Here is a 22,899-nt window from a genome sequence, read left to right as displayed (position 1 = left end):
TAATCTGTACTATAATACAAAACATAAAATATATCTGTAGTATAATAACCTTGCCTTGAAAGGGGGCCTACCTGACAATGACGACAGAAATCAATCGTTATCCAGCAGGTGTACAGATTACAGCAGAGATCACCCCTCCCTTTGCCGAGATTTTGACTCCGGAAGCAATCGGCTTCATCACCAAGCTGGTGCGGACGTTTGGCTCAACCCGGGAAGAGCTGTTACAGCGGCGGATCGAGCGGCAGAAGGAGCTCAACCAGGGGATACTTCCCGATTTTCTCAAAGAAACGGCACAGATCCGGAACAGCGAGTGGACGGTAGCACCCGTGCCTGCTGATCTGCAAGACCGCCGCGTTGAGATTACGGGACCTGCGGGTGACCGTAAGATGGTGATCAATGCGTTTAACTCGGGAGCGAAGGCTTTTATGGCTGACTTCGAAGACGCCAACTCGCCGACTTGGGAGAATACGATCAACGGTCAACTCAACCTGCGCGATGCGATCAACCGCACGATCGACTATATCAGCCCGGAAGGCAAAGCCTACAAGCTCAATGAGCAGATCGCTACCCTGCTCGTCCGCCCACGCGGCTGGCACCTTCTCGAAAAACACGTCTTAATTGACGGCAAACCGATCTCCGCGAGCCTTTTCGACTTCGGACTCTACTTCTATCACAACGCCAAAACACTCCTCGCCAAAGGCTCCGGCCCCTACTTTTATCTGCCGAAGATGGAGAGCCATCTCGAAGCACGGCTCTGGAACGATGTCTTCTGCTTCGCCCAACAAGAACTCGGCATCCCCGAAGGAACGATCAAAGCGACCGTCCTCGTTGAAACCATTCTCGCAACCTTTGAACTGGATGAAATCTTATATGAACTTCGCGAACACAGTGCGGGACTGAATTGTGGACGCTGGGACTATATTTTCAGCTATATGAAAAAGTTCTGTAAGAAGCCTGATGTGATCCTGCCTGACCGGGCACTGGTCACGATGACCGTACCGTTCATGCGTTCCTATACGCTTCATACGATCAAGACCTGTCACCGCCGTGGCGCACATGCGATGGGCGGGATGGCTGCACAGATTCCAGTACGCAACAACCCCCAAGCCAACGAAGAAGCGATGCAAAAAGTCCGCGCTGACAAAGAGCGGGAAGCACGTGACGGTCACGATGGCACATGGGTAGCCCACCCAGCATTGGTTCCGGTGGCGATGCAGGTGTTTGATGAGATCATGACGACCCCCAATCAAGTACACCGTCAGCGTGAAGATGTGCAGGTCACGGCTGCTGAGCTGATCGCGGTGCCAGAAGGTTCAATCACCGAGACGGGCTTGCGCACAAACATAAGTGTTGGCATTCAATACATCGAAGCGTGGTTGAGAGGCTATGGAGCCGTGCCGATCTTCAACCTGATGGAAGACGCGGCCACCGCCGAAATCTCCCGCGCACAGGTATGGCAATGGGTACGCCATCCGAAAGGCGTCCTGCAAGACGGACAAAAAGTAACACTGGAACTGGTCGAACAACTGGTCACAGAGGAATTAGACAAAATCAAACAAAGCTTGGGTGAGGAAGCTTACCTTGGCGGGCAATTCCCACTGGCGACAGAGCTGTTCATGGAAACTGTACGCAACGACGACTTCATCGAATTCCTGACCATCCCAGGTTATGAATATCTCAGCTAAACTTTTTGACCCAAAAAACCAAAATCCAAGGAGTGGAGAACACATGACATTGCAAGAACAAGCTCGCCAATTAGAGGAACAATGGAAATCAGAACGTTTTAAAGGGATTGAACGCCCGTACACTGCGGAGGATGTCATCCGCCTGCGCGGATCTCTGCAGATCGAATATACGCTGGCCCGCCGTGGTGCTGAGCGTCTCTGGAAGTCGCTTCATACCGAGCCGCATATCAAGGCACTCGGAGCACTTACCGGGAACCAAGCGATGCAACAGGTCAAAGCAGGTCTGCAAGCGATCTATCTGAGTGGCTGGCAGGTAGCTGCGGACGCGAACCTCGCTGGGCAGATGTACCCTGACCAGTCTCTCTATCCAGCCAACAGCGTGCCGATGGTCGTCAAACGTATCAATCAGGCACTCCAACGCGCTGACCAGATCACCCACTCCGAAGGCAAATCCGATCTCGACTGGTTCGTGCCGATCGTGGCGGACGCAGAGGCTGGCTTCGGTGGCCCACTCAACGTATTTGAACTGATGAAAGGCATGATCGAAGCAGGCGCTGCTGGTGTACACTTCGAGGATCAGCTTGCTTCTGAGAAAAAATGCGGTCACATGGGCGGTAAAGTATTGATCCCGACCCAAGCGGCTATCCGTAACCTCGTGGCAGCCCGCCTTGCTGCTGATGTCATGGGTGTGCCGACCATCATCGTAGCGCGTACCGATGCCAACGGGGCATTCCTGCTCACCAGCGACGTCGACCAGCGTGACCGCGAGTTTGTTACAGGTGAGAGAACAGATGAGGGCTTCTTCCGCATCAAAGGCGGTCTCGACGCAGCGATTGCACGCGGTCTGGCTTATGCACCATACGCTGACCTGATCTGGTGCGAGACTTCTGAGCCGAACATCGAGGAAGCGAAGCGTTTTGCCGAAGCGATCCATGAGAAGTTCCCAGGCAAACTGCTGGCGTACAACTGCTCCCCGTCCTTCAACTGGAAAAAGAAGCTGGATGATGAGACCATCGCCAAATTCCAGGATGAGCTGGGCAAAATGGGTTACAAGTTCCAATTCGTCACCTTGGCTGGCTTCCATGCCCTCAACCACAGCATGTTCGAGCTGGCACGAGGCTACAAAGATCGTGGCATGGCGGCTTACTCCGAACTGCAGCAGGCTGAGTTTGGCAGCGAGGTTCACGGCTATACCGCGACCCGTCACCAACGTGAGGTAGGTACAGGTTACTTCGACGAGGTAGCACAGGCTATCGCTGGCGGTAAATCTTCGACGACAGCGCTGACAGGGTCTACTGAGGAAGAGCAGTTTACTGAGCAGCACTAAGAACAGGCAAAAAAGAACTCAAAGGGCTTGAGACAGCTCTCTGAGTTCTTTTTTTCTATTTTCATCAGATAGACATTGAAAAATTTTTTGTTCTAGTTCGTTGATTGTTTCATAACCTCCTTCTTCACATTTTGATATAAACCAGTATCTTCAATATATTTATCCTCTTGAGCGTCTTTTCCATCTACGTTGAATTTTCCATAAGCGGCACTTTCAATAATCCAAATGGGTTCAGGATCGTAACCGGGAGTAAGGTAAATCCGATATTTTTTAGTGGGATCCATTTGGGTATAACCGGCAATTGAACGGACCATTTTCCCTGGAATTACGCCATTATTATCAATTGTAGCGACTGGCTCGTATACAGGGATAATATCTCCTTTTTTAATTGATTTAGTATCATCTTTAATAACCTGATCGACTTGGAATTGTGTCTTTTGGTCAGCTGTTTCAAGGTAACCATCTTGGTCATAGATAATTTTGGGCTCTGACTTGATTGGTGTTCCTGTAACGACCAAAGTGGAGAATTTCCTCAGGTCTGATTCTTTTTCATAAATTGTCATATGTACTTTTGGGCTATAGTGTTTGGTTAAATTAAGGTCAGTAAAATAATACATAACTCCTAGTGTTGCGAATACTGTTAGAAATACACCAATTTTTCTCAAGACAATACCTTCTTTCTTAGTATCCCCATTTTAATGTAAGGTGATCTTTATCTGGCATGCTGACGAACATAACATGAATATAATCAATAAAATAGAGAAAACCCATCATAAAACAGCGCAAAAAAAGCCATGATGATACAGATGACTGTATTTACGGGAGGGAGTTTCATGCACAAGGTTGTTGTGTTGGGAACAGGACCGTCTGGCTTGACGGCGGCTATATACTTGGCTCGTGCGAATATGAATCCATTGGTGATCGAAGGGGATCAGCCTGGCGGGCAGCTGACGCTGACGACAGAGGTGGAGAACTTCCCCGGCTTTCCTGACGGTATCATGGGCCCTGAACTGATGGAGAATATGCGCAAACAGGCGGAGCGGTTCGGTGCGACTTTTGAACGCGGGTGGGTGACAGAGGTGGATCTGTCGAAGCGTCCTTTTACACTCAAAGTAGAAGGAAAAGGTGAGATCCAGACCCAAGCGTTGATCATCTCCACCGGGGCCTCAGCTAAGATGCTAGAGATTCCGAATGAGCGGGAAAATATCGGACGCGGGGTGAGTACCTGCGCGACGTGTGACGGCTTCTTTTTCCGCGGTAAAAAGATTATCGTGGTCGGCGGCGGTGACTCTGCGATGGAAGAGGCGAATTTCTTGACCAAGTTCGCTTCCGAAGTGCGGCTCGTGCATCGCCGTGAAGAGCTGCGTGCCTCCAAAATCATGCAGGATCGTGCCCGTGAGAATCCGAAAGTGACCTGGAGTCTCAATAATACCCCGATAGAAGTGGTGGCTGGTGAGAACGGTGTGACCGGGCTGAAAGTGAAGAACAATGAGACGGGTCAGGAAGAAGTATTGGAGACGGACGGGATCTTCATCGCGATCGGCCATCGTCCGAACACGGCTTTTCTCGGTGGTCAGATCGAAACAGATGAGATCGGCTATATCAAGGTAAAGCCAGGCACGTCAGAGACCAATGTGGAAGGCGTTTTTGCCTGCGGTGACGTGCAAGACAACAAGTACCGCCAAGCTATCACTGCTGCGGGTTCGGGATGTATGGCCGCACTGGATTGCGAACGGTACTTGGAAGGCAGCGCGGTGCATGACTGGAGTCAGACGCTGAATAAGTAGCGTGTGACCGACAAGTTTTTGAAAAAAAGGTTCCCCTCTCGACAAGGGTGGAACCTTTTTTTGTATACTGGGGAGAAAAGGGAGGTTGATCATCATGCAAGATCCACGACTGGCAAAAATCGCAGATAATTTGATTACCTATTCACTCGACCTGCAAAAGGGAGAGACGCTTTATATCGAGGTGCGTGGGGAAGGGCTGCCCCTTGCCAAAGAAGTGATGAGACAGGCGCAGGCCAAGGGAGCTTATCCGTTCTATCGGATCATTCATCCCAGCCTGCAACGGGAGCTGTTCATGGGGATGACCGAAGAGTATGCCAGCCGGTTGAAAGAAATCGAGGAGCCGATGTTCACAAAGGCAGACGCGTTTCTTGCGATCAACGGGGTGATCAATGATACTGAGCTGTCTGATGTGCCAGTAGAGAGACGGCAGGTGTATGGCAAAGTGATGCGTGAAATCTTTCGGCACGTTGATAATATCAGCAAAGGCTGTCTGATCAATTACCCGACATGGGCACTGGCACAGAAAGCGAATATGTCGCTGGAGGCGTTCGAAGATTTTTACTTCGGGGTGTGTTCGATTGATTATGCCAAGATGTATCAAGCCAGCATTCCGTTGCATGAGCTGATGCAGCAGACAGACCGGGTGCGAATCACGGGGCCTGGTACCGACCTGCAGTTTTCGATCAAAGACATCGGCAAGGCGTTCGCGGTCGGCCGACGTAACATGCCAGACGGTGAGGTCTACACGGCTCCTGTACGCGACTCCGTCAACGGGGTGATCACGTACAATACGCCGAGTACGTATCAGGGGACGAACTTCGAGAATATCCAGCTTCGTTTTGAACACGGAAAGATCGTCGAGGCCACCTCTAACAACACCGCACGTCTCAACGAGATTTTCGATACAGATGAGGGAGCACGGTATATCGGAGAATTCGCCATCGGCATCCACCCGTTGATCCTGCACCCGATGAACGACATCCTGTTCGATGAAAAAATCGCAGGGAGCTTCCACTTCACACCGGGTCAAGCTTACATGGTAGCGGATAACGGCAACCGCAGTGCTGTCCACTGGGATCTGATCAACATCCAGCGGCCCGAGTATGGCGGCGGCGAGATCTGGTTCGATGATGTCCTGATCCGAAAAGACGGAAGATTCGTGCATGAGTCCCTGCTTGGGCTCAACCCGGAGAACCTGCTGGCTGACTGATTTGAGTAGCGTACGGGGTATCGGTATAATGGGGGGAAACAGGTGAAAGGAGCCTTTTCCAACGATGAAAGCACACCCGATTCCCCTCATGATGGCGGCGGTGCTCCTGCTCACAAGTACAGCATGCGGCAACTCAGACCAGAATCAAGCCAATCCACATGCCGGACACCAGCAAAATCAACCTGCTCCAGCGGCAGATGGACACACCGACCACCAGCATCCAAACGGTGAACAGAACGCACAAGTGAAAGCAGCCTGGACCTTCACCCCAACGAACCCACAGCCACAGGAGAAGACAACCGTCCAGGTCCAGATTCAGGACAAAGCAGGCCAACCAATCCAGCAATTCGACATCAATCATGAATATTTGATGCATCTGATCGCGGTCAGCAGTGATTTGTCTTATTTTGACCATCTGCATCCTACATACAAAGAGGATGGGCAGTTTGAATTAACGACTGCTTTTCCTGCGGGCGGGGACTACAAGCTGATCGCAGATTTTATCCCGACAGGCCAAGCCGCGATGTCCAAGAGTGTCTGGGTGACGGTGGGAGGAGATGCACCTGCGCCGACCCCGCTCACACCAGATGAGAATCTGACCAAAGTCGTCGACGGCAAGGAAGTCACCCTGCAATTCAACAAGGATCTTCAGGCAGGCGAAGAGGTGGAGCTGACCTTCTCGTTCCAAGATGCCCAGACGAAGCAGCCGATCACCAATCTGGAGCCGTATCTGGGAGCGGCAGGTCACGTCGTCATCATCAGCGGCGACACCGAGCAATATCTGCATAACCACCCTACCGACGAAAAATCGACAGGCCCGAAAGCGAGCTTTATGACAGCGTTCCCAACGAGCGGTCTGTATAAGATTTGGGGACAGTTTCAGCATCAGGGGAACGTATTCATCGTGCCCTATGTGGTCAACGTAACTTAAAAAAATCATAAAAAATAAAATATGTTGAAATCCAAAAGGTGCTTGCCTGACATAGGGTAAGCACCATTTTTTGCGCTTGGAAAAAAGTTTTTGTCGTTAAACATCCGAAATTATCGAACAATTCCTACTATACAAAATGTAAAAATTATTATAAAACATATATATAGCAATTAGGTATACGGGTTATCAAAATATGCTAATTCAATTGTCCTAAAATAAAACGTGAAAAGTGGAGGTATGTACAAATGAAAAAATCATTCAAATTGATCGGTCTCAGCTCTACCCTCGTTCTGTCTGTTATCGCAACTGCTTTTGCCGGCGTATCCAGTGGTGCACTCGCTTCTGACAATCTCGAGAAATCCTATCTGATCGCATACAAGGGTGACTTGCCAACCAACTATCAAGAAACCATCGAACAAGCTGGTGGTCATGTCGAGCGTGCCATCCCAGAAGTAGGGATCGTTTCGGTCACTTCTGACAATGCTGCATTCCTCAGCACCATCCGCGGTGACCAACAAGTGGCGGCGGCTGATGTAGAGCTGGAAATGTACCTCGAAGGTGAACCACAAGCTGCGGATGGACAACCTGTCACAGACATTCCGCAACCTGACTGGAATGATCCAAACCAAAACTACCATGACATCCAATGGGACGTAAAACGCATCACGAACGACTTCAAATCCTACGAGATCAATAAAGGAAACCATGATACTGTCGTTGCGGTCATCGACTCCGGGATCGACTTCGGTCACCCAGACCTCAAAGCGAACGCAGACGAAGCAGGTTCCAAAACGTTCGTACCAGGCACAACCGATGCATGGGACTTCAACGGTCACGGTACACACGTAGCAGGTTCTATTGCCGCCAATGGTAAGCTTCTGGGCGTAGGTCCTGAGCTGACTGTCCGCGCTTACCGTGTATTCGGTGCGACTGGCGGTGCCCAACAATCTTGGATCACAGACGCGATCGTTGCTGCGGCTAACGATGGTGTAGAAGTCATCAACATGTCCATCGGCGGCTGGCGCTGGATGGCTAACAACTTCGGTGAGAAAGGTGACTCCGCAAGCCTCGTCGCTTACCACCGTGCGATCCAATACGCGATCAAAAAAGGAGCGGTCGTAGTCGTATCCTCTGGTAACGATTCCAAAGACCTCGGCAGTCTCCATGACATGCAGCAATACTGGCTCGATAACTATGGCGTCTATGTAAAAGGCCCATCCCGAGTAGTTCCGGCTCAGATCCCAGGTGTGTTGACGGTGTCTTCCACCAACCAATGGTCTACGGATAACATCGCTTTCTACTCTAACTACGGTAACCCAATCGATATCTCCGCTCCAGGTGGAGACAACGGTCCGGTATACGACGGCCTCTACCGTCAAGATCCAAAAGGCAACTACCTCAACAAACGTGATTTCCACTACCGTGCACTCTCTACCTACCCAACCTACCTGGCTCCTTATGTGACGTCCAACCTGAAAGGCTATGCTCTGATGCATGGTACTTCCATGGCAGCACCTAAAGTAGCAGGGATCGCAGGTGTTATCAAAGCGGCACACCCTGAGTACTCTCCTGCTCAAGTGGCAGCCTTGATCCGTCAATCTGCATCTGACTTCGGTAAAGTAGGCCAAGACCCACTGTTCGGTGCAGGTGAAGCCAACATCTACAACGCTCTGACAGCGAAATAATCACGGTCTTTGGACCAATAGAACAGCCAAAAAGCCCTGTGTTCCCTTGAGTGGACACAGGGCTTTTGCCGTTGACTTGCGGCTTGTTGAGTGTGAACGAATTGCACCTGCACACCAAAGATCGGTATACTGGGGAAAGCTACTAAAAAGAACGGATGAAAACGGAGGAACACCATGCAACACGAAGATTTTATGCAGCTGGCAATCGAGGAAGCGAAAAAAGCGGAAGCCATCGGGGAAGTGCCGATCGGTGCGGTAATCGTCCGCAATGGTGAAGTGGTCGGGCGAGGCTACAATCTGCGTGAGACCCAGAAAGACCCGACCCTGCACGCAGAGATGATTGCAATCCGCGAAGCGAGCGAGCGGCTGGGGGGCTGGCGGTTGATCGGCTGTACGCTTTACGTCACGCTGGAGCCTTGCCCGATGTGTGCCGGGGCCATCGTCCAAAGCCGTGTCGAGCAGGTTGTCTACGGGGCGACTGACCCGAAAGCAGGCTGTGCCGGCACACTGATGAACCTGCTGGAAGACCCGCGCTTTAACCACCAAGTCCCGACGATTCACGGTGTATTGGGGGACGAATGCGCTCAACTGCTCAAAGACTTTTTCCGTGGCTTGCGAAAAAAACGGAAAGACCTTGCTTCCAATTAGGGAGACAAGGTCTTTTTTGGTATGGCTTGCTTATGTGTAATGCTTACTCGGTATAATCGCGGATCAGCGCCTGATAAGGGGTAGAGTCGCCTCTAGCGATCTCTTCCTGGGTAGCAGAGGCTTCGAGCTGATCATCTTCCATACCGGGAGCAAAGCTGCCTTCTTCTTGTGCACTTGCTTTTAATACATCAGGGGTTGCTGGTTCTTTTTTCGGCATGATGTTGGACTCACTCCTTTTTCCATAGAGTGAGGAAAAAGGGAGCGGTTTATTCGTCGTCGCCTGCGCGGTTACGCAGAGCATCCAGCTCCTGCTCGGTCAGCTCGCGGTAATCACCCAGCTCCAATGATTCGTCGAGGTGCAGCGAGCCCATGCGAAGACGCTGGAGATAGACGACTTTCAGACCAAAAGCGGCAAACATGCGTTTCACCTGGTGGAACTTGCCTTCCATGATGGTGACGCGGATCTCGGAGGTTTCCCCTTGGGAGAGAATCTCCAGACGTGCTGGCAGGGTAGTGAAGTCTTCCAGCTCGACACCTTTGGCGAATTGGTCGATGTGCTCTTGGGTGACGCGGCCTTCGATGCGGGCGAAGTACTCCTTGTCCACCTTTTTCTTCGGGGAGAGGAGGCTGTGGGAGAGATGGCCATCATTGGTCAGCAGCAGCAAGCCTTCTGTATCGATGTCGAGGCGGCCAACCGGGAAGACCTTGTAATGAAACCATTCTTCCGGAAGCAGGTCTACCACGGTCTCATGCATGTTGTCTTCTGTCGCGGAGATGACACCCTGCGGCTTGTTCATCATGATGTAGATGAAGCGTTTGAAATCAAGCGGCTCCCCGTCCACGATAATCTCTTGCTGTTCAGGTATGACATGCATCCCTGGGTCAGTAGCCAGCTTTCCGTCGACGGTGACGAGGCGTGCTTTTACTAAAGCTTTTACTTCTTTGCGAGTGCCTTTGCCCATGTTGGCCAGCACTTTATCTAAGCGTTCACGTTTCATTGGATGATCCTTCCTTTGTTCAAGATAGCTTTATTTACTATGGAGGAACGTACCGGCAAAATCAAGGGGAAGACAAAAAAACAGTCTATCTTGGACTTTGTACCAATACATTAATTATAGATAGAAGGAGGGATGCCTTATTCGGTTTAAAAGTCCATCCAGAGGCTTTATGGAGAAAGAGGAGGTCTTTGCTGAAATTTGCCGAGCAGTGTCGGAGGGTTCCCACGAGTTTGAGATCGTCGTAGGAGCCGATTCGCAGGTACGTAACAAAGGCACTTATTTTGTCATTGCGGTGTCCTTGATCCGGATTTCACAGGGAGGCACCTTTTTCTATCATCAGTTTAAGGAGAGGCATTTATCCTCACTGCGGGAACGGATTTATATGGAGGCGTTTCATGCGGTGGGCTTGGCTTGTGAACTGCGGGAGCATCTCAAGGAGCAGGGGATTGTGTTGCCGATCCGGCTGCATTTTGACATCGGCCCCAATGGCCCGACCAATAAGTTCGTACAGATGCTCTTGAAGCTGGCGAAGGCTAATGATTTTGAAGCGTTTATCAAGCCGTTTTCGTTTGGGGCCTCGACCATTGCGGACAAATTCACGAGGTAGACGTCAACCGTATTGGGTTGGCGTTTTTTGTTAGGAGTTGGCGATTTATAGCGAAAGATTTTGCCCTGCTGTTATAGGTCATTTGGCAGGTTCTCCCTATCTTTTGCAGAATTTGTAGTAATAGTGGATGAGCTCTGACTCGTTCGGAAATGTCAGAAGGCAGGGAGGGGCGACAGTTTTGGAGATGATCACATCTGTACATCCATGGGGCTCGTTCTCAAGACTGAACCAATATATGCAACAGCTACCCCATGCCGTACTTGTCGTCGATCAGGCAGGACGGATTGTTGAAGTAAATGAGGTGTTGTTGCGTGTGACGGGGTACTCCCGCGATGAATGTATCGGTTGTAGTTTTGACCACATTCTCCCTTGGACGGGAACGATGGAAGAACTGCATCACAAGCTGTTGAAGAGTGAGGCGGACACGGAGCTGGAATGGCTTGACCGATATGGCCGGGCGGGGAAAACAACGGCGATGATTCTATCGTTGGAAGCACCGTCACCAGTGTACCTGATTCACTTTTTCCAATTAACCAAAGATCTGAATACCTCGCTGAACCATAGGATGGTGACACAGCTAACCTCAGAGATCAACCTCGGGGTAGTCGTGTTAAATACAGAAGCACGCATCGTGGAGATCAGTCAGATGGCTTGCCGTATCCTGGGTGTGGAGCGGATGCAGATTCTGCAGCAGCATATCGACCAGGCTTTCATGGGGATTCCAGAGGAGCATCGGCTGATCCAGCGTGAGCTTCTGGAAGGGGTGAAGATGCAGAATAAAGCGACCTCCTGGACCAACGACAATCAGCGCTACGAACTGCTGGTCGACTCCAATACGCTGCATGATGAATCAGGCAAGATCGTCGGAGCCTACGTGATTTTCAAGGACGTGACGAATCTGCGCTCCTTCGAGCAAAAGATCGAACGAAGCGATCGGCTCGCAATGATCGGACAGATCGCAGCTGGGACGGCGCACGAGATACGCAACCCGCTTACATCGATCAAAGGGTTTCTGCAGATGTTCCTGCATTCCTTCACCGAATCCGGGATGGAGCGTGAAAAGACCTATACCGAGATCATGCTGACTGAGATCAACCGGATCAATGCATTGGTCAGTGAATTCCTGCTTCTGAGCAAGCCGCGCGACGTGCAGTACCAACTGGTTGACCTCAACGTCGTATTTGATGAGATTCTGCCGATTGTGCAGAGCGAAGGCCTCTTGCACGGCATTGACGTGGATTATCCATCAGCCAATCAGCTGCCGATGGTGGTAGGTGATACGGAGCTGTTGAAGCAGGTCTTTTTGAATATATGTAAAAATGGAATCGAAGCGATGGGCAATGAAGGCAAGCTGACGATCTCACATTCGATCGATAAAGAGGGAGACCGGATCAGCATCGATATCCGCGACACAGGGCCGGGTATTCCGGGATATATCATTGATAAGATTTTTGACCCGTTCTTTACCACCAAGGAAGAGGGGACAGGTCTTGGGCTGTCGGTATGCCAAAAAATTGTGCATGATATTGGCGGGCAGATTCGGGTGTCTTCGAAGGGGTATGGGACGACGTTTCATATTTTGTTGTCTTATTTGTAGGGGGATGAATGCCAAATTGGTATGTTTGTGATATCCTTAATGGTATAAGGTTATATTTTACGAGCACCGCACGTACAATAGGAAAGACCGCATGTACTGCAATACATGCGGTCTGCCTAGATCAACTGTCGTTGGTTTAGCCTACGGCGTGCGATGACAAGTGAATTTATGAGAGAACCCCACCGGAGGCTGTGAACCTATTTGTCGGTGGGTTTTCTCTTGGAAAGATATCTACGTCGAATGACTTTGTAGGTTTTCGTTACTCCCCAGTAAAAACTGAGAATTGTAGCAATAACCTTCGCACCCGCATAAATCCAACCAAGTACGTCCATCGTCGCTCACCCCCTTCCAAAGAGGCTGCGCCGAGGCCCGTATCCACCGTTCAGTTGTCTATCCGAGATTATACCATGACAGGGAAAGGTTGTCCTTTACATAAGGCCTCCTTTTTTAGTTGAGCCAGTAAATATTTTTCTCGATTTATAAAAGAAAAAACAGATGAGTTGGTTTTATCCATGGTAAGATGGCATCAGAATGCTTCGGGTGTATACCGATATCCAATAGTCATAGGACTATGCGGTGACGGCTATAATAAAGAAGACCGTGTGTACTGGACATACCCACGATCTTACTTAGCCAAACTGCTGTTGGTGTCACCCACGGCGCGCGATGTTAAACATAGCAAGCTTTATTGAACCCCACCGGAGGCTGTCGACCTATTACACGGTGGGTTTCTTCTTGCCAAATTTGCGCTTGATCAGCTTGTATGCCTTCCTCGCACTCCATAAGAAGCCGAGAACGGTACCTGCTATTTTTATACCAGCGTAAATCCAACCGAGAATGACCATCGCCGCCCACCTCCTTTCCAAAAGAGGCTGCGCCGTGGCCGCACCGCGACAACTGTTGTCTAAGCGAGATTTATCGTAGCATGGAATAGGCGAACATCATCGAACAACATTCGTTTAAGATTCGGCTGCTGGATGCTCTTACATTTTGGTATTAGCCCCGCAGTTATAGTATAATAACGTAAATACTAGCTTTTTTGTGCTTGATGAACAGGGAGTGGCAAGCAATGGCGTATACAGCACTCTATCGTGTATATAGACCGCAGACTTTTGGCGATGTGATCGGGCAGGAGCATGTGACGACGACGCTCCGCAACGCGCTTCGTGAAGGGCGGCTTTCCCATGCGTACCTGTTCAACGGCCCTCGGGGAACGGGGAAAACGAGTGCCGCCAAGATCATGTCCAAGGCAGTCAACTGCGAACAGCCGCAAGACGGCGAACCGTGCAATGAATGCGGAACCTGCAAGGCGATCACCGACGGCTCCGTAACGGACGTCCTGGAGATTGACGCCGCCTCCAACCGCGGGGTGGAAGAGATCCGCGATATTCGTGACAAGGTCAAATTCGCGCCGAGTGATGTGCGGTACAAGGTGTACATCATCGACGAGGTGCACATGCTGACGACAGAGGCGTTCAACGCTCTTTTGAAGACGTTGGAGGAACCTCCGTCACATGTGCTGTTTATCCTTGCGACGACAGAACCGCACAAATTGCCGGCGACGATTATTTCACGTTGTCAGCGTTTTGACTTTCACCGCATATCATTGGGAGAGATGGTACGGCGGATTCAATATATCTGCGACCAACAGCAGGTTCAGGCTGAGGAGCAGGCACTCAAGCTGATCGCCAAGATGGCGGAAGGCGGTATGCGTGATGCCTTGAGTCTCTTGGATCAGGTGATCAGCTTCAGCGGTAAGCAGGTCAATACCAGTGATGTGCTCCAGATCACAGGAGCGGTGGCCCAGACCTATTTTTCCACGCTGGCAAGAGCGGTTGCCGAGCGCAATGTGGCTGGCGTGATTGAGCAGTTCGAGCAGGTGATGGTGCAGGGGAAAGACCCTGAGCATTTCATGCAGGACTTCATGTTCTATTATCGTGACATGCTGCTGCTCAAGACTGCACCTAACCTGACCGAGATCCTCGAGCGCACCCTGGTCGATGAACAGTTCGCCGAAGTCGCGAAGCTCTACGAATTGCCGGTGCTATATGAGACCATCGAGGTGCTGAATCAGGCGTTGACCCAACTCAAGTGGTCGACTCATTCACGCGTGCTGGTGGAGATGACGCTGGTTCGTCTGTGTCAGCCGCAGGGTTCTGCTTTTGGTGCGGCTTCCGTCTCGGCCCAGCAGGTGGCTCCGACCGCTGCTGAGGATGTGATCAGCCTGACCAACCGTGTCAAACAGCTGGAAGAGCGGCTGGGTCAAGTGTTGCGCGGGCAGGTGGCGATCGATACTTCCGCAGGCGGTGCTCAGGCGGCAGAACCACGCAGAGAAGTTCGCCGACCAGCCAGTGCAGGTCATGGCGGCTCCAAGACACCGATGAACAGAGTACGCGAGATCGTCCGCAATGCCGACGAAGGCGTCACCCAGCGAATCCGCGGTACATGGAGTCAGATTCTTTCTGAAGTCAAAAAAATGAATTACAAGTACCATGCCTGGATGGTCAGCGGCATGCCAGCTGTAGCCAGCAAGGAAGGAGTCATCGTCGTCTTCAAAGGTCAGGTCCACTGCGAGAAGACGATGGAGCCAGAGTTGCGCAGCATGGTAGAAAGCGTGTTGCACCGGGCCAGCAGCCTTCCGTTGCAGCTCTATTCCATCACAGAGGAAGAGTGGGACAGCGTGAAGCATGAGGTACAGGCGGGAGGTTCATCAGCCGGTGGTGGTGGCGATCCAGCAGCCAACGTGCCGCAGGAAGACCCGCTCATCGCCGAAGCGATCAAGCTGGCCGGCGAACGATTCGTCGAAATCAAAGAATAATCCAGCTCACCATACAAGGAGGAATCCCTATGAAAAACATGCAACAGATGATGAAACAAGTGAAGAAAATGCAAGAAGAAATGATGAAAGCGCAAGAAGCCCTCAAAGAACAAGTAGTAGAAGGCGGCGCAGGCGGCGTCGTAACTGTAAAAGCAAACGGCCACAAAATGATCACTGAAATCACCATCAAGCCAGAAGCAATCGATCCAGACGATGTAGAAATGCTGCAAGACCTCGTACTGACCGCTGTCAACGATGCACTCAAAAAAGTAGACGATCTGGTAGGCAAAGAAATGGGACGTTATACAGGCGGTATGAACATCCCAGGCTTGTTCTAACCCTTTGGAACCAACAAGCCTCGCCTGATCATAAGGGAGTAGATCCAACATGTTCTATCCAGAACCGATATCCAAACTGATCGAAGGGTTTATGAAACTGCCAGGTATCGGCCCGAAAACAGCAGGGCGCCTGGCGTTTTTTGTGCTTAATATGAAGGAGGATGACGTATTGGATCTGGCCAAAGCCTTGGTCAACGCCAAACGTCAGCTCCACTACTGCTCTGTATGTAACAACATCACCGACATCGATCCTTGCCACATCTGTAGTGACAAGCGCCGTGACGGCTCCATCATCTGTGTCGTGCAGGAGCCAAAAGATGTCGTCGCCATGGAAAAAACCCGCGAGTTCCCAGGCTACTACCACGTCCTGCACGGAGCGATCTCCCCAATGGACGGGATCGGGCCGGAGGATATCCGCATCCCTGACCTGCTCAAACGCTTAGGTGACGAACAGGTCAAAGAAGTGATTCTTGCGACCAACCCCAACATCGAAGGGGAAGCGACCGCGATGTATATCTCCCGTCTCGTTAAGCCATTTGGCATTCGTGTGACGCGGATTGCCCACGGTCTGCCGGTCGGCGGTGATTTGGAATACGCCGATGAAGTGACGCTGACCAAAGCACTGGAAGGTCGCCGCGATCTGTAATCCGGCGATGCATAACCTGACAACCAGACAGCAAAAGCTCCCGACTACGTGATTAGCCGGGAGCTTTTTTCTATTTAAAAATTTCCATAGGGGAATGGTTCGCCACTCTGCTATGATAGACTTTACTATGTACGATTCTGTGTGATTTTTTTGGTCATTCTGACATAGATTTATAGGGTAGGAGCGTGAGTCCATGCAACTTCAAACGGGGTATTACCCACAGTTGTACACCGAGAGACCTCCCCGCTCCAGAAAGTGGGCCATTCTACTGTTTATCGGTTATTGGCTGAACCTTGTCTTTGAGCTTTCCATGCTTCGCATCGCGCCGGGAGTGGACGGGCGTTGGGTGGTCAGCACGGTAGAGGAGCCGCCGGAGTGGACGATTTTTCTATTGATGGGGAGCGGTATGTTTAGTCTGGCTTGTGCTTCGATGTTTGTCATCACTTTTCTGCGGGATCGCAGGAACCGCGCATTGAGGCGGGATGGTGCACGGGTGACCGGAGAAGATTTTATCTACACACTGGCCTGGCTGCACCTGTTCAATACGATCATGCTATGGGCGTATGGGATGTTCCTGCCGTTTCCGTTCTTTCCCGAGGGGAGTATCGGAGGGATGCTGGAATCTGCTTCGATGCAGGTGACGATTCTGGGTATTGCGTTGTTTGGCTATTTTGGACGGGCCGGGGTGATTGGATTTCGGCGTCCGGCTCATCCGGGCAAAATGATTCTGACGCTTTTGGCTATTTTTCTGTTTATCGCGGTGGCACTGGATTCCTTGCTGACCAGTCCGATTGCCGACTTTTTCAATATGTCGCTTGATTCAGAGCGGGAGGAAGCGATCAGCCAAGAGCTGTTCAGCGCCAAGGAGCAGAACCTTCTGAATACGGTCTTTTCTGTGGCGGTTATCGGGATGATGGTGCCGATCGCCGAGGAGATCCTGTTCCGGGGTGTGATCCAGTCTTATCTGGTACAGAGATGGGGCGCGGTGTTGGGGATTTTGGCATCGAGCTTCTGGTTTGCGCTGATCCATATTGATTTGGCCTTGTTTGTGCCGTTGTTCGTGATTGGCTTGGGGCTTGGATTTATGCGTCATCAGTTTCAATCATTGTGGGCGCCTATATTGTTGCACAGCATGAATAACCTCTTTAGTGTGCTCCTTTCTCTCTATTCGTCTTAATACAGGGAAAGCAGGGGGATGCGGGTGAGATGGTTTCATTGGAAGATGCGCCAGAAAAAGACGGTGCGACAGGTGTATGAATGGCCGTTGATTGAGTCAGTAGAACAAGCCTTGCAAGAGTGGAGACATGCCCAGCACTTGATGGAATTGTCCGAGGGGCGCAATCAAGTGGACGAGGCGATTTATCATCTGCGCTTGGTTGAAAAGCGCTATGCGTTTTTGCTGGATCAGGCGCGCAAATATCAATTCGGTACAGAAGTGTAGGGGGAAGAATTCATGGGTACGGAATGGCTCATTGCGATTCTTGTCATCGGTCTGATGTTTGTCGTCGCTGCCAGCAAGTCAGTCTCCAAGCCACTCCAGCTTGCTGGTCTTACGGTGCTCAATCTCGTCATTGGCGCTGTGCTGCTCTTTTTCGCCAATATTGCCGGGGAAATGGCTGGATTTCATGTGCCGATTAACCCGGTGACTGCATTGCTCGCAGGGTTTTTGCGTCTGCCGGGGTTGTTGGCTTTGGTCGTAATTAAGATGTATTTTGTGATGTAGTCCCTACACTGTAGCCTTACAGGTCTGTCAGCAAAAAGGCAATGCTCCTGATCTCATACTTCACCCGGGCATTTTTCGGCTGGCGGATCGAGGCCAGCAGTGCGAGAAAGCGCGGCAGAGTCAGGACGACAGCCCCCACAGCCAGAGCCACCCCATAGGAGAGCGGGAGCCAGACGAACAACCCGGCCGGAACCAGCAGGCTCCCGATGCACACACTCGTCTCCGCACCCCGAAAAAAGGACAGCGAGATCGGATAGGCTGTCCCTGCTCCCCACCAAGGAGAGACGAGCGTATCTGGTGTCGGCTTCAGCGGGGATGAAGTGACATAGGCGTAGAAGCGAAACACGATAAAATGAAGGATCGGGATGAGTACGATCACGGCGAGGGAGACGATCAGCTGATGATAAGGGATCAGCAACACATACGACGCCCCTGCCAGCAGAGCAAACAGACTGACGATCTGTGCGAGATATCCGATTAACCGCCAACGAAAGCGGTATAATAGCTTGTAGCTGTAGATGGTCTGTTCTTTCATGACAGGCCTCCTTTTGCGTTTACGAATGAAAATTGACAGGTGAATGCAACCATTCTATAATCGGTGAGAATGATTATCAAGGGGAATGAACAAGACCATGAGCAAAAAAGTGATCATCACCAGCATCGCCTGGCTCCTCTTGGGTGTCTCTATCTATTGGGCCATCACCAAGCTGAACTGGCATGAGCTGCTTCAGGGCATAGTGCTCTTGGGGCAAAAGTGGCCGTTGCTCCTGTTGATGAGTGTCGGATATGCCGCCGCCTTTTGGCTGAGAAGTCTGGGCTGGGCGTATCAGATGCAACAGCAGCGGGTCGGGGTCAATCAGCTTTGGCTGTATCATCATATCGGACTCTTGCTCAACCATGTACTTCCGGTCAAAGGTGGAGAGGTCGCGCGGATGGCTCTGCTGCGTACACGGGAGAATTTTACGTGGGCAGAGGCAGCGGTCTCGGTGGCGATCAGCCGGATTCTGGACATGGCAGGTCTATTGATCATCGGGGCGTTTGGCTTTGGGCTGTTCATGCCAGAGCGGGTAGGACAGGCTTTTGGCACTTCTATAGGGTGGCTTGCAGGGCTTACTGTCATCCTGACGGTTGGGATCGTGCTGATGTTGCGGCTTCCTTGGCAAAAATGGCTGGCGAAGAAAAAACCACAGCTGGCTCTACAATGGGACAAGCCGCGTGCTTCGGCCCTGTTGCTGACGGCGCTGGGCTGGATGCTGGAGGCTGTCGTCGTCTTCAGTGTAGTGATTGCCTTGGGTGGACAGCTTGGTGTGGGAGAGGCCCTGTTCGTCCATGTGCTGACCATCATCGGGCAGACCTTTCATGTGACACCGGGCGGAATCGGGACGTATGAGACCGTGATGTCGGGTCTCTTGACACAGGTGGCGGGACATTCGCTCTCGTTTGCTTTGCAGGTGGCGATTCTGACGCACGGGTTTAAATTCATCTATTCATTTGTGCTGGGCGGCTATGCGGCTTGGCGCTTATCATTATCGCCTTTGGCCTTGTACCAGCAGGCAGTGGCGAAGGCTCGGGAGGAGGGGCAAGCATGAAAATGAAAAAAGCATCGAAGTTTGAAAAGGTAGCGGCGCGTTGCTGGAATATCTTAAATGAAGGCAAGCCGTTTACCCCTGTGTTTGTGGTCGGTGTGTTTCTGTTGTTTCATTTGGCGTCTTGGGGGTCTGCCGGGTTTTGGATGGCTTTTCCGATGGCGCTTGGATTTACGTTGCCATTATTGATGATTTATTTTCTATATGATTATCCGCTTCATTTGCGCTGGTTTTTGTGGATACCAACCTTGGCAGCAGGCTTTATGTGGTACCAAGAGGGGATGTCGTCTGTTCTGTGGCTTGCGGTTGGGTTGTATTTCTTTTTCACGGTGATCTTCTGGGGGACGATCTATTACCATCTGCGGATTGGGACGACCCTGTGGAACTTTACCCGCTTCTGGAAGCTGGTGCTCAAAAACAGTGATACGACGAGCGGGAATGCACAGGAGCAGATTCCTAAGGTTCTGATGCTTCTGCTGGCATTGGAGGCAGCGTATCGCCATGTGACGGGGACTGGTGAGCCTCAATCTGTGCTGACCTATGCGGTGTTCGCTGTGGGATTGTTGGTCTACACGTATCTGGTTCACCGCTTGCTGTTCACGTGGAAGCCTGTGCCGATCGCGGAATATACGCCAAAGGTATTGCCTGAGCAGCCATTGGCGGACAAGGTCTACATCGTAGTCATCGACGGCTGCAACAAGGATCGTCTCGCTATCGCGGATACCCCGTTTATCGACTGGCTAAAAGCGACGGGAACGGAGTATACCAATATGGAGACCGTGTATCCGGCGAGGACAGTGGTTTGTTTTTCATCCATGTTTACCGGAACCTATTCGTTCGAGCACGGGATCAAGAGTAACATGGTCTATAAATCGGGGATCAATTGCGAAAGCATCTTTGACAGCCTGCGTACCATCGGCAAGTCAGGCTCGATGCTGGCGGTGGCTCACTTGGTCGATGCATTCGGCAACAAAGATGTGCGTACCTATACAGCTGTCACCAAAAATGATGTAGTAGACCGTCAGATTCTAGAGCGTGCCCGTGAGATCGTGGAGGAGGAAGATCCTGATCTGTTCATCGTCCAGCTGATCTCGACCGACCAGACCGGGCACAGCCGTGGTGTCTTTTATGATGAATATCTGCACAAAATCAACGAAGCCGATCAACTGGTGGCCTCTTATTATGAGTGGCTCAAGGAACGTGGGAAGCTGGAGAATGCCGCCTTCATCGTCTGTGCCGACCATGGACAGTCCGATGGGATCGGCGGTCATGGACATCTGGATGAAGGGGAGCGGTATGTGCCGTTCATCATGCATGGCCCGATGATCAAGCAAGGGGTGCGGGTCGACGAGTGGCATTCACTTGTATCGGTCGCACCGACGATTTCGTATCTGATGAAAGCACCGTACCCGAACAAGTCGCGCGGGACGGTACTGCACGATGCACTGCAATCGGATCAAAAGGACGAGAGGGAAGAAGCGTGAGCAAACAACTTCTGTACATCGTAATCCCAGCACGCAATGAAGAGGGCGCAATCGGGGAGGTCATCCGCAAGACCCCGCGTGATTTTCACCCGAATATCGAAGTCAAAATCATGGTGGTCGACGACGGCTCGACCGATCAGACGGTTCAGGTATCTCTGGCGGCTGGGGCAGACGAGATCTACACGATGCCGACCAACACCGGACTTGGTGCAACCGTACGTACTGGCCTGCGGGAAGCGTACAACCGAGGTGCCGACTATGCCGTGATGATCGACGCGGACGATGAATACCCGGCCAACGAGATTCCCGAGCTGGTCGCCCCGCTGATCTCAGGTGAAGCCGATTATGTCATGGGTTCCCGCTTTATGGGCACAATAAAAGGCATGAAACTGCACCGCCGGCTGGGCAATTATTTTTTCACGTCGATTCAGATGCTCCTCCTGCGCCGATTTATCTATGATGGTCAGTCGGGGATGCGGGCTTTTAACCGTGCTGCGTTGGCTGATCTGGAAATCATCCATGATTATAATTACGCGCAGGTGATGACGCTGAATCTCGTACGCAAGGGCTACCGGATGAAGGAAATCCCGATTCGCTATCAGGTGCGGACCACGGGCACGTCCTTTATCCGCTTCAATGCCTACATGACGCGCGTCTTTCCGGCCATCTGGCGGGAGATGCGGCGCCCAGTCCAACGCACACAGCACGTACGGCGGTGACGATAAAAAGGGGTGTGCCGCTGTGGCTGATTACGGGTTGACACTGCGTTATCACGTGAGTCAAGAGCAACAAGGGGAACAAATGAATCGAGAGTTGGCCCGTGTGGGGATTCAGCTAGTAACCGCTACAGGTAGTGGTGATGAAAAGAGTTCACCTGGGGAAAAAGAGTCCGTGGAGCAAGTCAAAAGGGTAGATGGGCTGTTGCTCACAGACGAGGATGAACGGTCATCAGAGGCCATACAGGCATTCTGTGAAGAACCGGGGCTTTCACCAGCCTCACCACCGCTCCTTCTGCTCTTCGGCCCCCACATCCCCCACGGCTTTGCCGACCAACTCCAGAAGAAATACGAGACGCATCAGGCAGAAGTGGTGCGTCTTTTGTTATATGAAAACGGAGATCGGGCCGTCATCGGTGGAGATGTCTGTGGCTACTGGGTGAACCGTCTCCGTCACCTGCTCGCTGGACAAGACGTCATTTCCCTCACTTGCGCACGAATCGAAGCAGACGAGATCGCCCGCGCCATGCCTGAGTATCTGGCGTGGAAACGGCAGTTTTACTTCCAACTGGGGGATCGCTGTGATACATCGGGTGCCAGGCTGGACGTCGTCGCCAAGGGACTGGGCATGGACAGACGGATCGGCCACGGCTGGCTCACAGGCACGGCTTCATGCGAGGACATGCTCCTGCTCGACTGGGTTCGACACCAGTGGCAGGCGGTTCAACAAAAAACGAACATCCACCGTGTCACCTTTTGGGGAATGCCGACAGCTTGGACACCGATTTTCGCCTATTTGACCAACCAACAGAAGGTCTGCTTGTACCAGCCAGACCCAGATACAAACACGAACGATCTCCCCGCCGAATGGGTTTTGCCTGACAAACCACAGCAGGCGCTGGAAGGCGCGGATTTACTGGTGATTCTGCAAGCGGACAAATTTATTCAAGAAATCAACCTCCACCACCTGATTTCCCGAATGTCCCATCCCATCGTAATCGACGCCTGTTCCTGCTACCCGCTGGAGGAGGCAGAGCGTTCTGGGCTGATGTACAGAACTTGGGGTCAAAACACGAACGTTTGGGAATGGAACTGACTATACTAGGATATAAT

At 51.6% G+C, this 22,899-nt stretch carries 24 protein-coding genes; 19 read left to right on the top strand and 5 right to left on the bottom strand.

The features are described 5' to 3' along the window. Positions 1–77 precede the first annotated feature (77 nt). Positions 78–1,685 (top strand): malate synthase A, encoded by a 1,608-nt coding sequence (gene aceB / locus FGI41_RS22950; protein WP_139492636.1) that lies wholly within the window; start codon positions 78–80, stop codon positions 1,683–1,685. A 43-nt stretch (positions 1,686–1,728) separates the two neighbouring features. Continuing rightward, entirely contained in the window at positions 1,729–3,012 is a 1,284-nt protein-coding gene (aceA, locus tag FGI41_RS22945) for an isocitrate lyase (RefSeq protein ID WP_139492635.1), read from the top strand. Between the two features lie 92 nt (positions 3,013–3,104). Here aceA and FGI41_RS22940 read toward each other — a convergent pair whose 3' ends face one another. Continuing rightward, positions 3,105–3,677 carry a hypothetical protein gene (locus FGI41_RS22940; protein ID WP_139492634.1) on the bottom strand — a complete coding sequence of 191 codons (573 nt, stop codon included), beginning with the start codon at positions 3,675–3,677 and terminating at the stop codon, positions 3,105–3,107. 168 nt (positions 3,678–3,845) lie between these two features. Here FGI41_RS22940 and trxB point away from each other — a divergent pair, with 168 nt between their 5' ends. The 5 genes from trxB to tadA all read left to right on the top strand — a co-directional run bounded on the left by trxB (position 3,846) and on the right by tadA (position 9,273). Then, positions 3,846–4,799, top strand: coding sequence for a thioredoxin-disulfide reductase (trxB, locus tag FGI41_RS22935; RefSeq protein ID WP_139492633.1), 954 nt, complete (start codon positions 3,846–3,848; stop codon positions 4,797–4,799). A 94-nt stretch (positions 4,800–4,893) separates the two neighbouring features. Continuing rightward, positions 4,894–6,009, top strand: coding sequence for an aminopeptidase (locus FGI41_RS22930; protein WP_139492632.1), 1,116 nt, complete (start codon positions 4,894–4,896; stop codon positions 6,007–6,009). 64 nt (positions 6,010–6,073) lie between these two features. Next, positions 6,074–6,940 carry a DUF8832 domain-containing protein gene (locus tag FGI41_RS22925; RefSeq protein ID WP_255298609.1) on the top strand — a complete coding sequence of 289 codons (867 nt, stop codon included), beginning with the start codon at positions 6,074–6,076 and terminating at the stop codon, positions 6,938–6,940. A gap of 245 nt (positions 6,941–7,185) precedes the next feature. Continuing rightward, the gene (locus tag FGI41_RS22920; protein ID WP_139492631.1) at positions 7,186–8,625 is read left to right on the top strand and encodes a S8 family serine peptidase; all 1,440 of its coding nucleotides are present in this window, start codon (positions 7,186–7,188) and stop codon (positions 8,623–8,625) included. Positions 8,626–8,799: 174 nt separating this feature from the next. Further along, positions 8,800–9,273: a tRNA adenosine(34) deaminase TadA gene (gene tadA, locus FGI41_RS22915; RefSeq protein ID WP_139492630.1), complete on the top strand. Its 474-nt coding sequence runs from the start codon at positions 8,800–8,802 to the stop codon at positions 9,271–9,273. A 43-nt stretch (positions 9,274–9,316) separates the two neighbouring features. On the opposite strand, the gene FGI41_RS25185 is transcribed toward tadA, so the two are convergent. Together FGI41_RS25185 and FGI41_RS22910 are read right to left on the bottom strand one after the other, a co-directional pair. Then, on the bottom strand, positions 9,317–9,490 hold the full coding sequence (locus FGI41_RS25185) for a hypothetical protein (RefSeq protein ID WP_176560407.1): 174 nt from the start codon (positions 9,488–9,490) through the stop codon (positions 9,317–9,319). A gap of 49 nt (positions 9,491–9,539) precedes the next feature. Then, positions 9,540–10,271, bottom strand: a complete 732-nt coding sequence (locus FGI41_RS22910; protein WP_139492629.1) for a pseudouridine synthase — start codon at positions 10,269–10,271, stop codon at positions 9,540–9,542. Positions 10,272–10,440: 169 nt separating this feature from the next. Here FGI41_RS22910 and FGI41_RS22905 point away from each other — a divergent pair, with 169 nt between their 5' ends. Then, the gene (locus tag FGI41_RS22905; protein ID WP_139492628.1) at positions 10,441–10,878 is read left to right on the top strand and encodes a ribonuclease H-like YkuK family protein; all 438 of its coding nucleotides are present in this window, start codon (positions 10,441–10,443) and stop codon (positions 10,876–10,878) included. A 178-nt stretch (positions 10,879–11,056) separates the two neighbouring features. Next, positions 11,057–12,475, top strand: coding sequence for a PAS domain-containing sensor histidine kinase (locus FGI41_RS22900; protein ID WP_139492627.1), 1,419 nt, complete (start codon positions 11,057–11,059; stop codon positions 12,473–12,475). 716 nt (positions 12,476–13,191) lie between these two features. On the opposite strand, the gene FGI41_RS25580 is transcribed toward FGI41_RS22900, so the two are convergent. Next, a complete protein-coding gene (locus tag FGI41_RS25580) occupies positions 13,192–13,320 on the bottom strand; it encodes a hypothetical protein (protein ID WP_255298608.1) in 129 nt (42 codons plus the stop codon). Between the two features lie 224 nt (positions 13,321–13,544). Between FGI41_RS25580 and dnaX the strand changes: the two genes are divergently transcribed. From dnaX to FGI41_RS22870, 6 genes are all read left to right on the top strand, one after another. Next, positions 13,545–15,293 carry a DNA polymerase III subunit gamma/tau gene (gene dnaX, locus FGI41_RS22895; RefSeq protein WP_139492626.1) on the top strand — a complete coding sequence of 583 codons (1,749 nt, stop codon included), beginning with the start codon at positions 13,545–13,547 and terminating at the stop codon, positions 15,291–15,293. Positions 15,294–15,322: 29 nt separating this feature from the next. Further along, entirely contained in the window at positions 15,323–15,631 is a 309-nt protein-coding gene (locus FGI41_RS22890; protein WP_139492625.1) for a YbaB/EbfC family nucleoid-associated protein, read from the top strand. A 49-nt stretch (positions 15,632–15,680) separates the two neighbouring features. Then, the gene (gene recR, locus FGI41_RS22885; RefSeq protein WP_139492624.1) at positions 15,681–16,277 is read left to right on the top strand and encodes a recombination mediator RecR; all 597 of its coding nucleotides are present in this window, start codon (positions 15,681–15,683) and stop codon (positions 16,275–16,277) included. Positions 16,278–16,470: 193 nt separating this feature from the next. Then, positions 16,471–17,454, top strand: a complete 984-nt coding sequence (locus FGI41_RS22880) for a CPBP family intramembrane glutamic endopeptidase (RefSeq protein ID WP_139492623.1) — start codon at positions 16,471–16,473, stop codon at positions 17,452–17,454. A 24-nt stretch (positions 17,455–17,478) separates the two neighbouring features. Beyond that, the gene (locus FGI41_RS22875; protein ID WP_176560406.1) at positions 17,479–17,718 is read left to right on the top strand and encodes a YaaL family protein; all 240 of its coding nucleotides are present in this window, start codon (positions 17,479–17,481) and stop codon (positions 17,716–17,718) included. Positions 17,719–17,730: 12 nt separating this feature from the next. Continuing rightward, positions 17,731–18,000, top strand: a complete 270-nt coding sequence (locus FGI41_RS22870; protein ID WP_139492621.1) for a pro-sigmaK processing inhibitor BofA family protein — start codon at positions 17,731–17,733, stop codon at positions 17,998–18,000. Between the two features lie 16 nt (positions 18,001–18,016). Here the strand turns inward: FGI41_RS22870 and FGI41_RS22865 are convergent, their stop codons facing one another. Beyond that, positions 18,017–18,535 carry a hypothetical protein gene (locus FGI41_RS22865; RefSeq protein WP_139492620.1) on the bottom strand — a complete coding sequence of 173 codons (519 nt, stop codon included), beginning with the start codon at positions 18,533–18,535 and terminating at the stop codon, positions 18,017–18,019. Between the two features lie 97 nt (positions 18,536–18,632). On the opposite strand from FGI41_RS22865, the gene FGI41_RS22860 reads away from it, so the two are divergent. The 4 genes from FGI41_RS22860 to FGI41_RS22845 are packed head-to-tail and all read left to right on the top strand — an operon-like array spanning position 18,633 to position 22,882. After that, positions 18,633–19,589 carry a lysylphosphatidylglycerol synthase transmembrane domain-containing protein gene (locus tag FGI41_RS22860; RefSeq protein WP_176560405.1) on the top strand — a complete coding sequence of 319 codons (957 nt, stop codon included), beginning with the start codon at positions 18,633–18,635 and terminating at the stop codon, positions 19,587–19,589. A 2-nt stretch (positions 19,590–19,591) separates the two neighbouring features. After that, complete coding sequence (locus FGI41_RS22855) at positions 19,592–21,070, top strand: alkaline phosphatase family protein (protein ID WP_139492658.1); 1,479 nt, start codon at positions 19,592–19,594, stop codon at positions 21,068–21,070. Then, the gene (locus FGI41_RS22850; protein WP_139492618.1) at positions 21,067–21,789 is read left to right on the top strand and encodes a glycosyltransferase family 2 protein; all 723 of its coding nucleotides are present in this window, start codon (positions 21,067–21,069) and stop codon (positions 21,787–21,789) included. The genes FGI41_RS22855 and FGI41_RS22850 overlap by 4 nt, the downstream gene beginning before the upstream one ends. A gap of 22 nt (positions 21,790–21,811) precedes the next feature. After that, positions 21,812–22,882 (top strand): hypothetical protein, encoded by a 1,071-nt coding sequence (locus tag FGI41_RS22845; RefSeq protein ID WP_139492617.1) that lies wholly within the window; start codon positions 21,812–21,814, stop codon positions 22,880–22,882. The last annotated feature ends 17 nt before the right edge of the window (positions 22,883–22,899 follow it).

Source organism: Brevibacillus dissolubilis, from assembly GCF_006170445.1.
Taxonomy (GTDB): domain Bacteria; phylum Bacillota; class Bacilli; order Brevibacillales; family Brevibacillaceae; genus Brevibacillus_B; species Brevibacillus_B dissolubilis.
The sequence above is the reverse complement of the archived record's forward strand: the minus strand, read 5'-3'. Positions and strand labels throughout refer to the sequence as shown.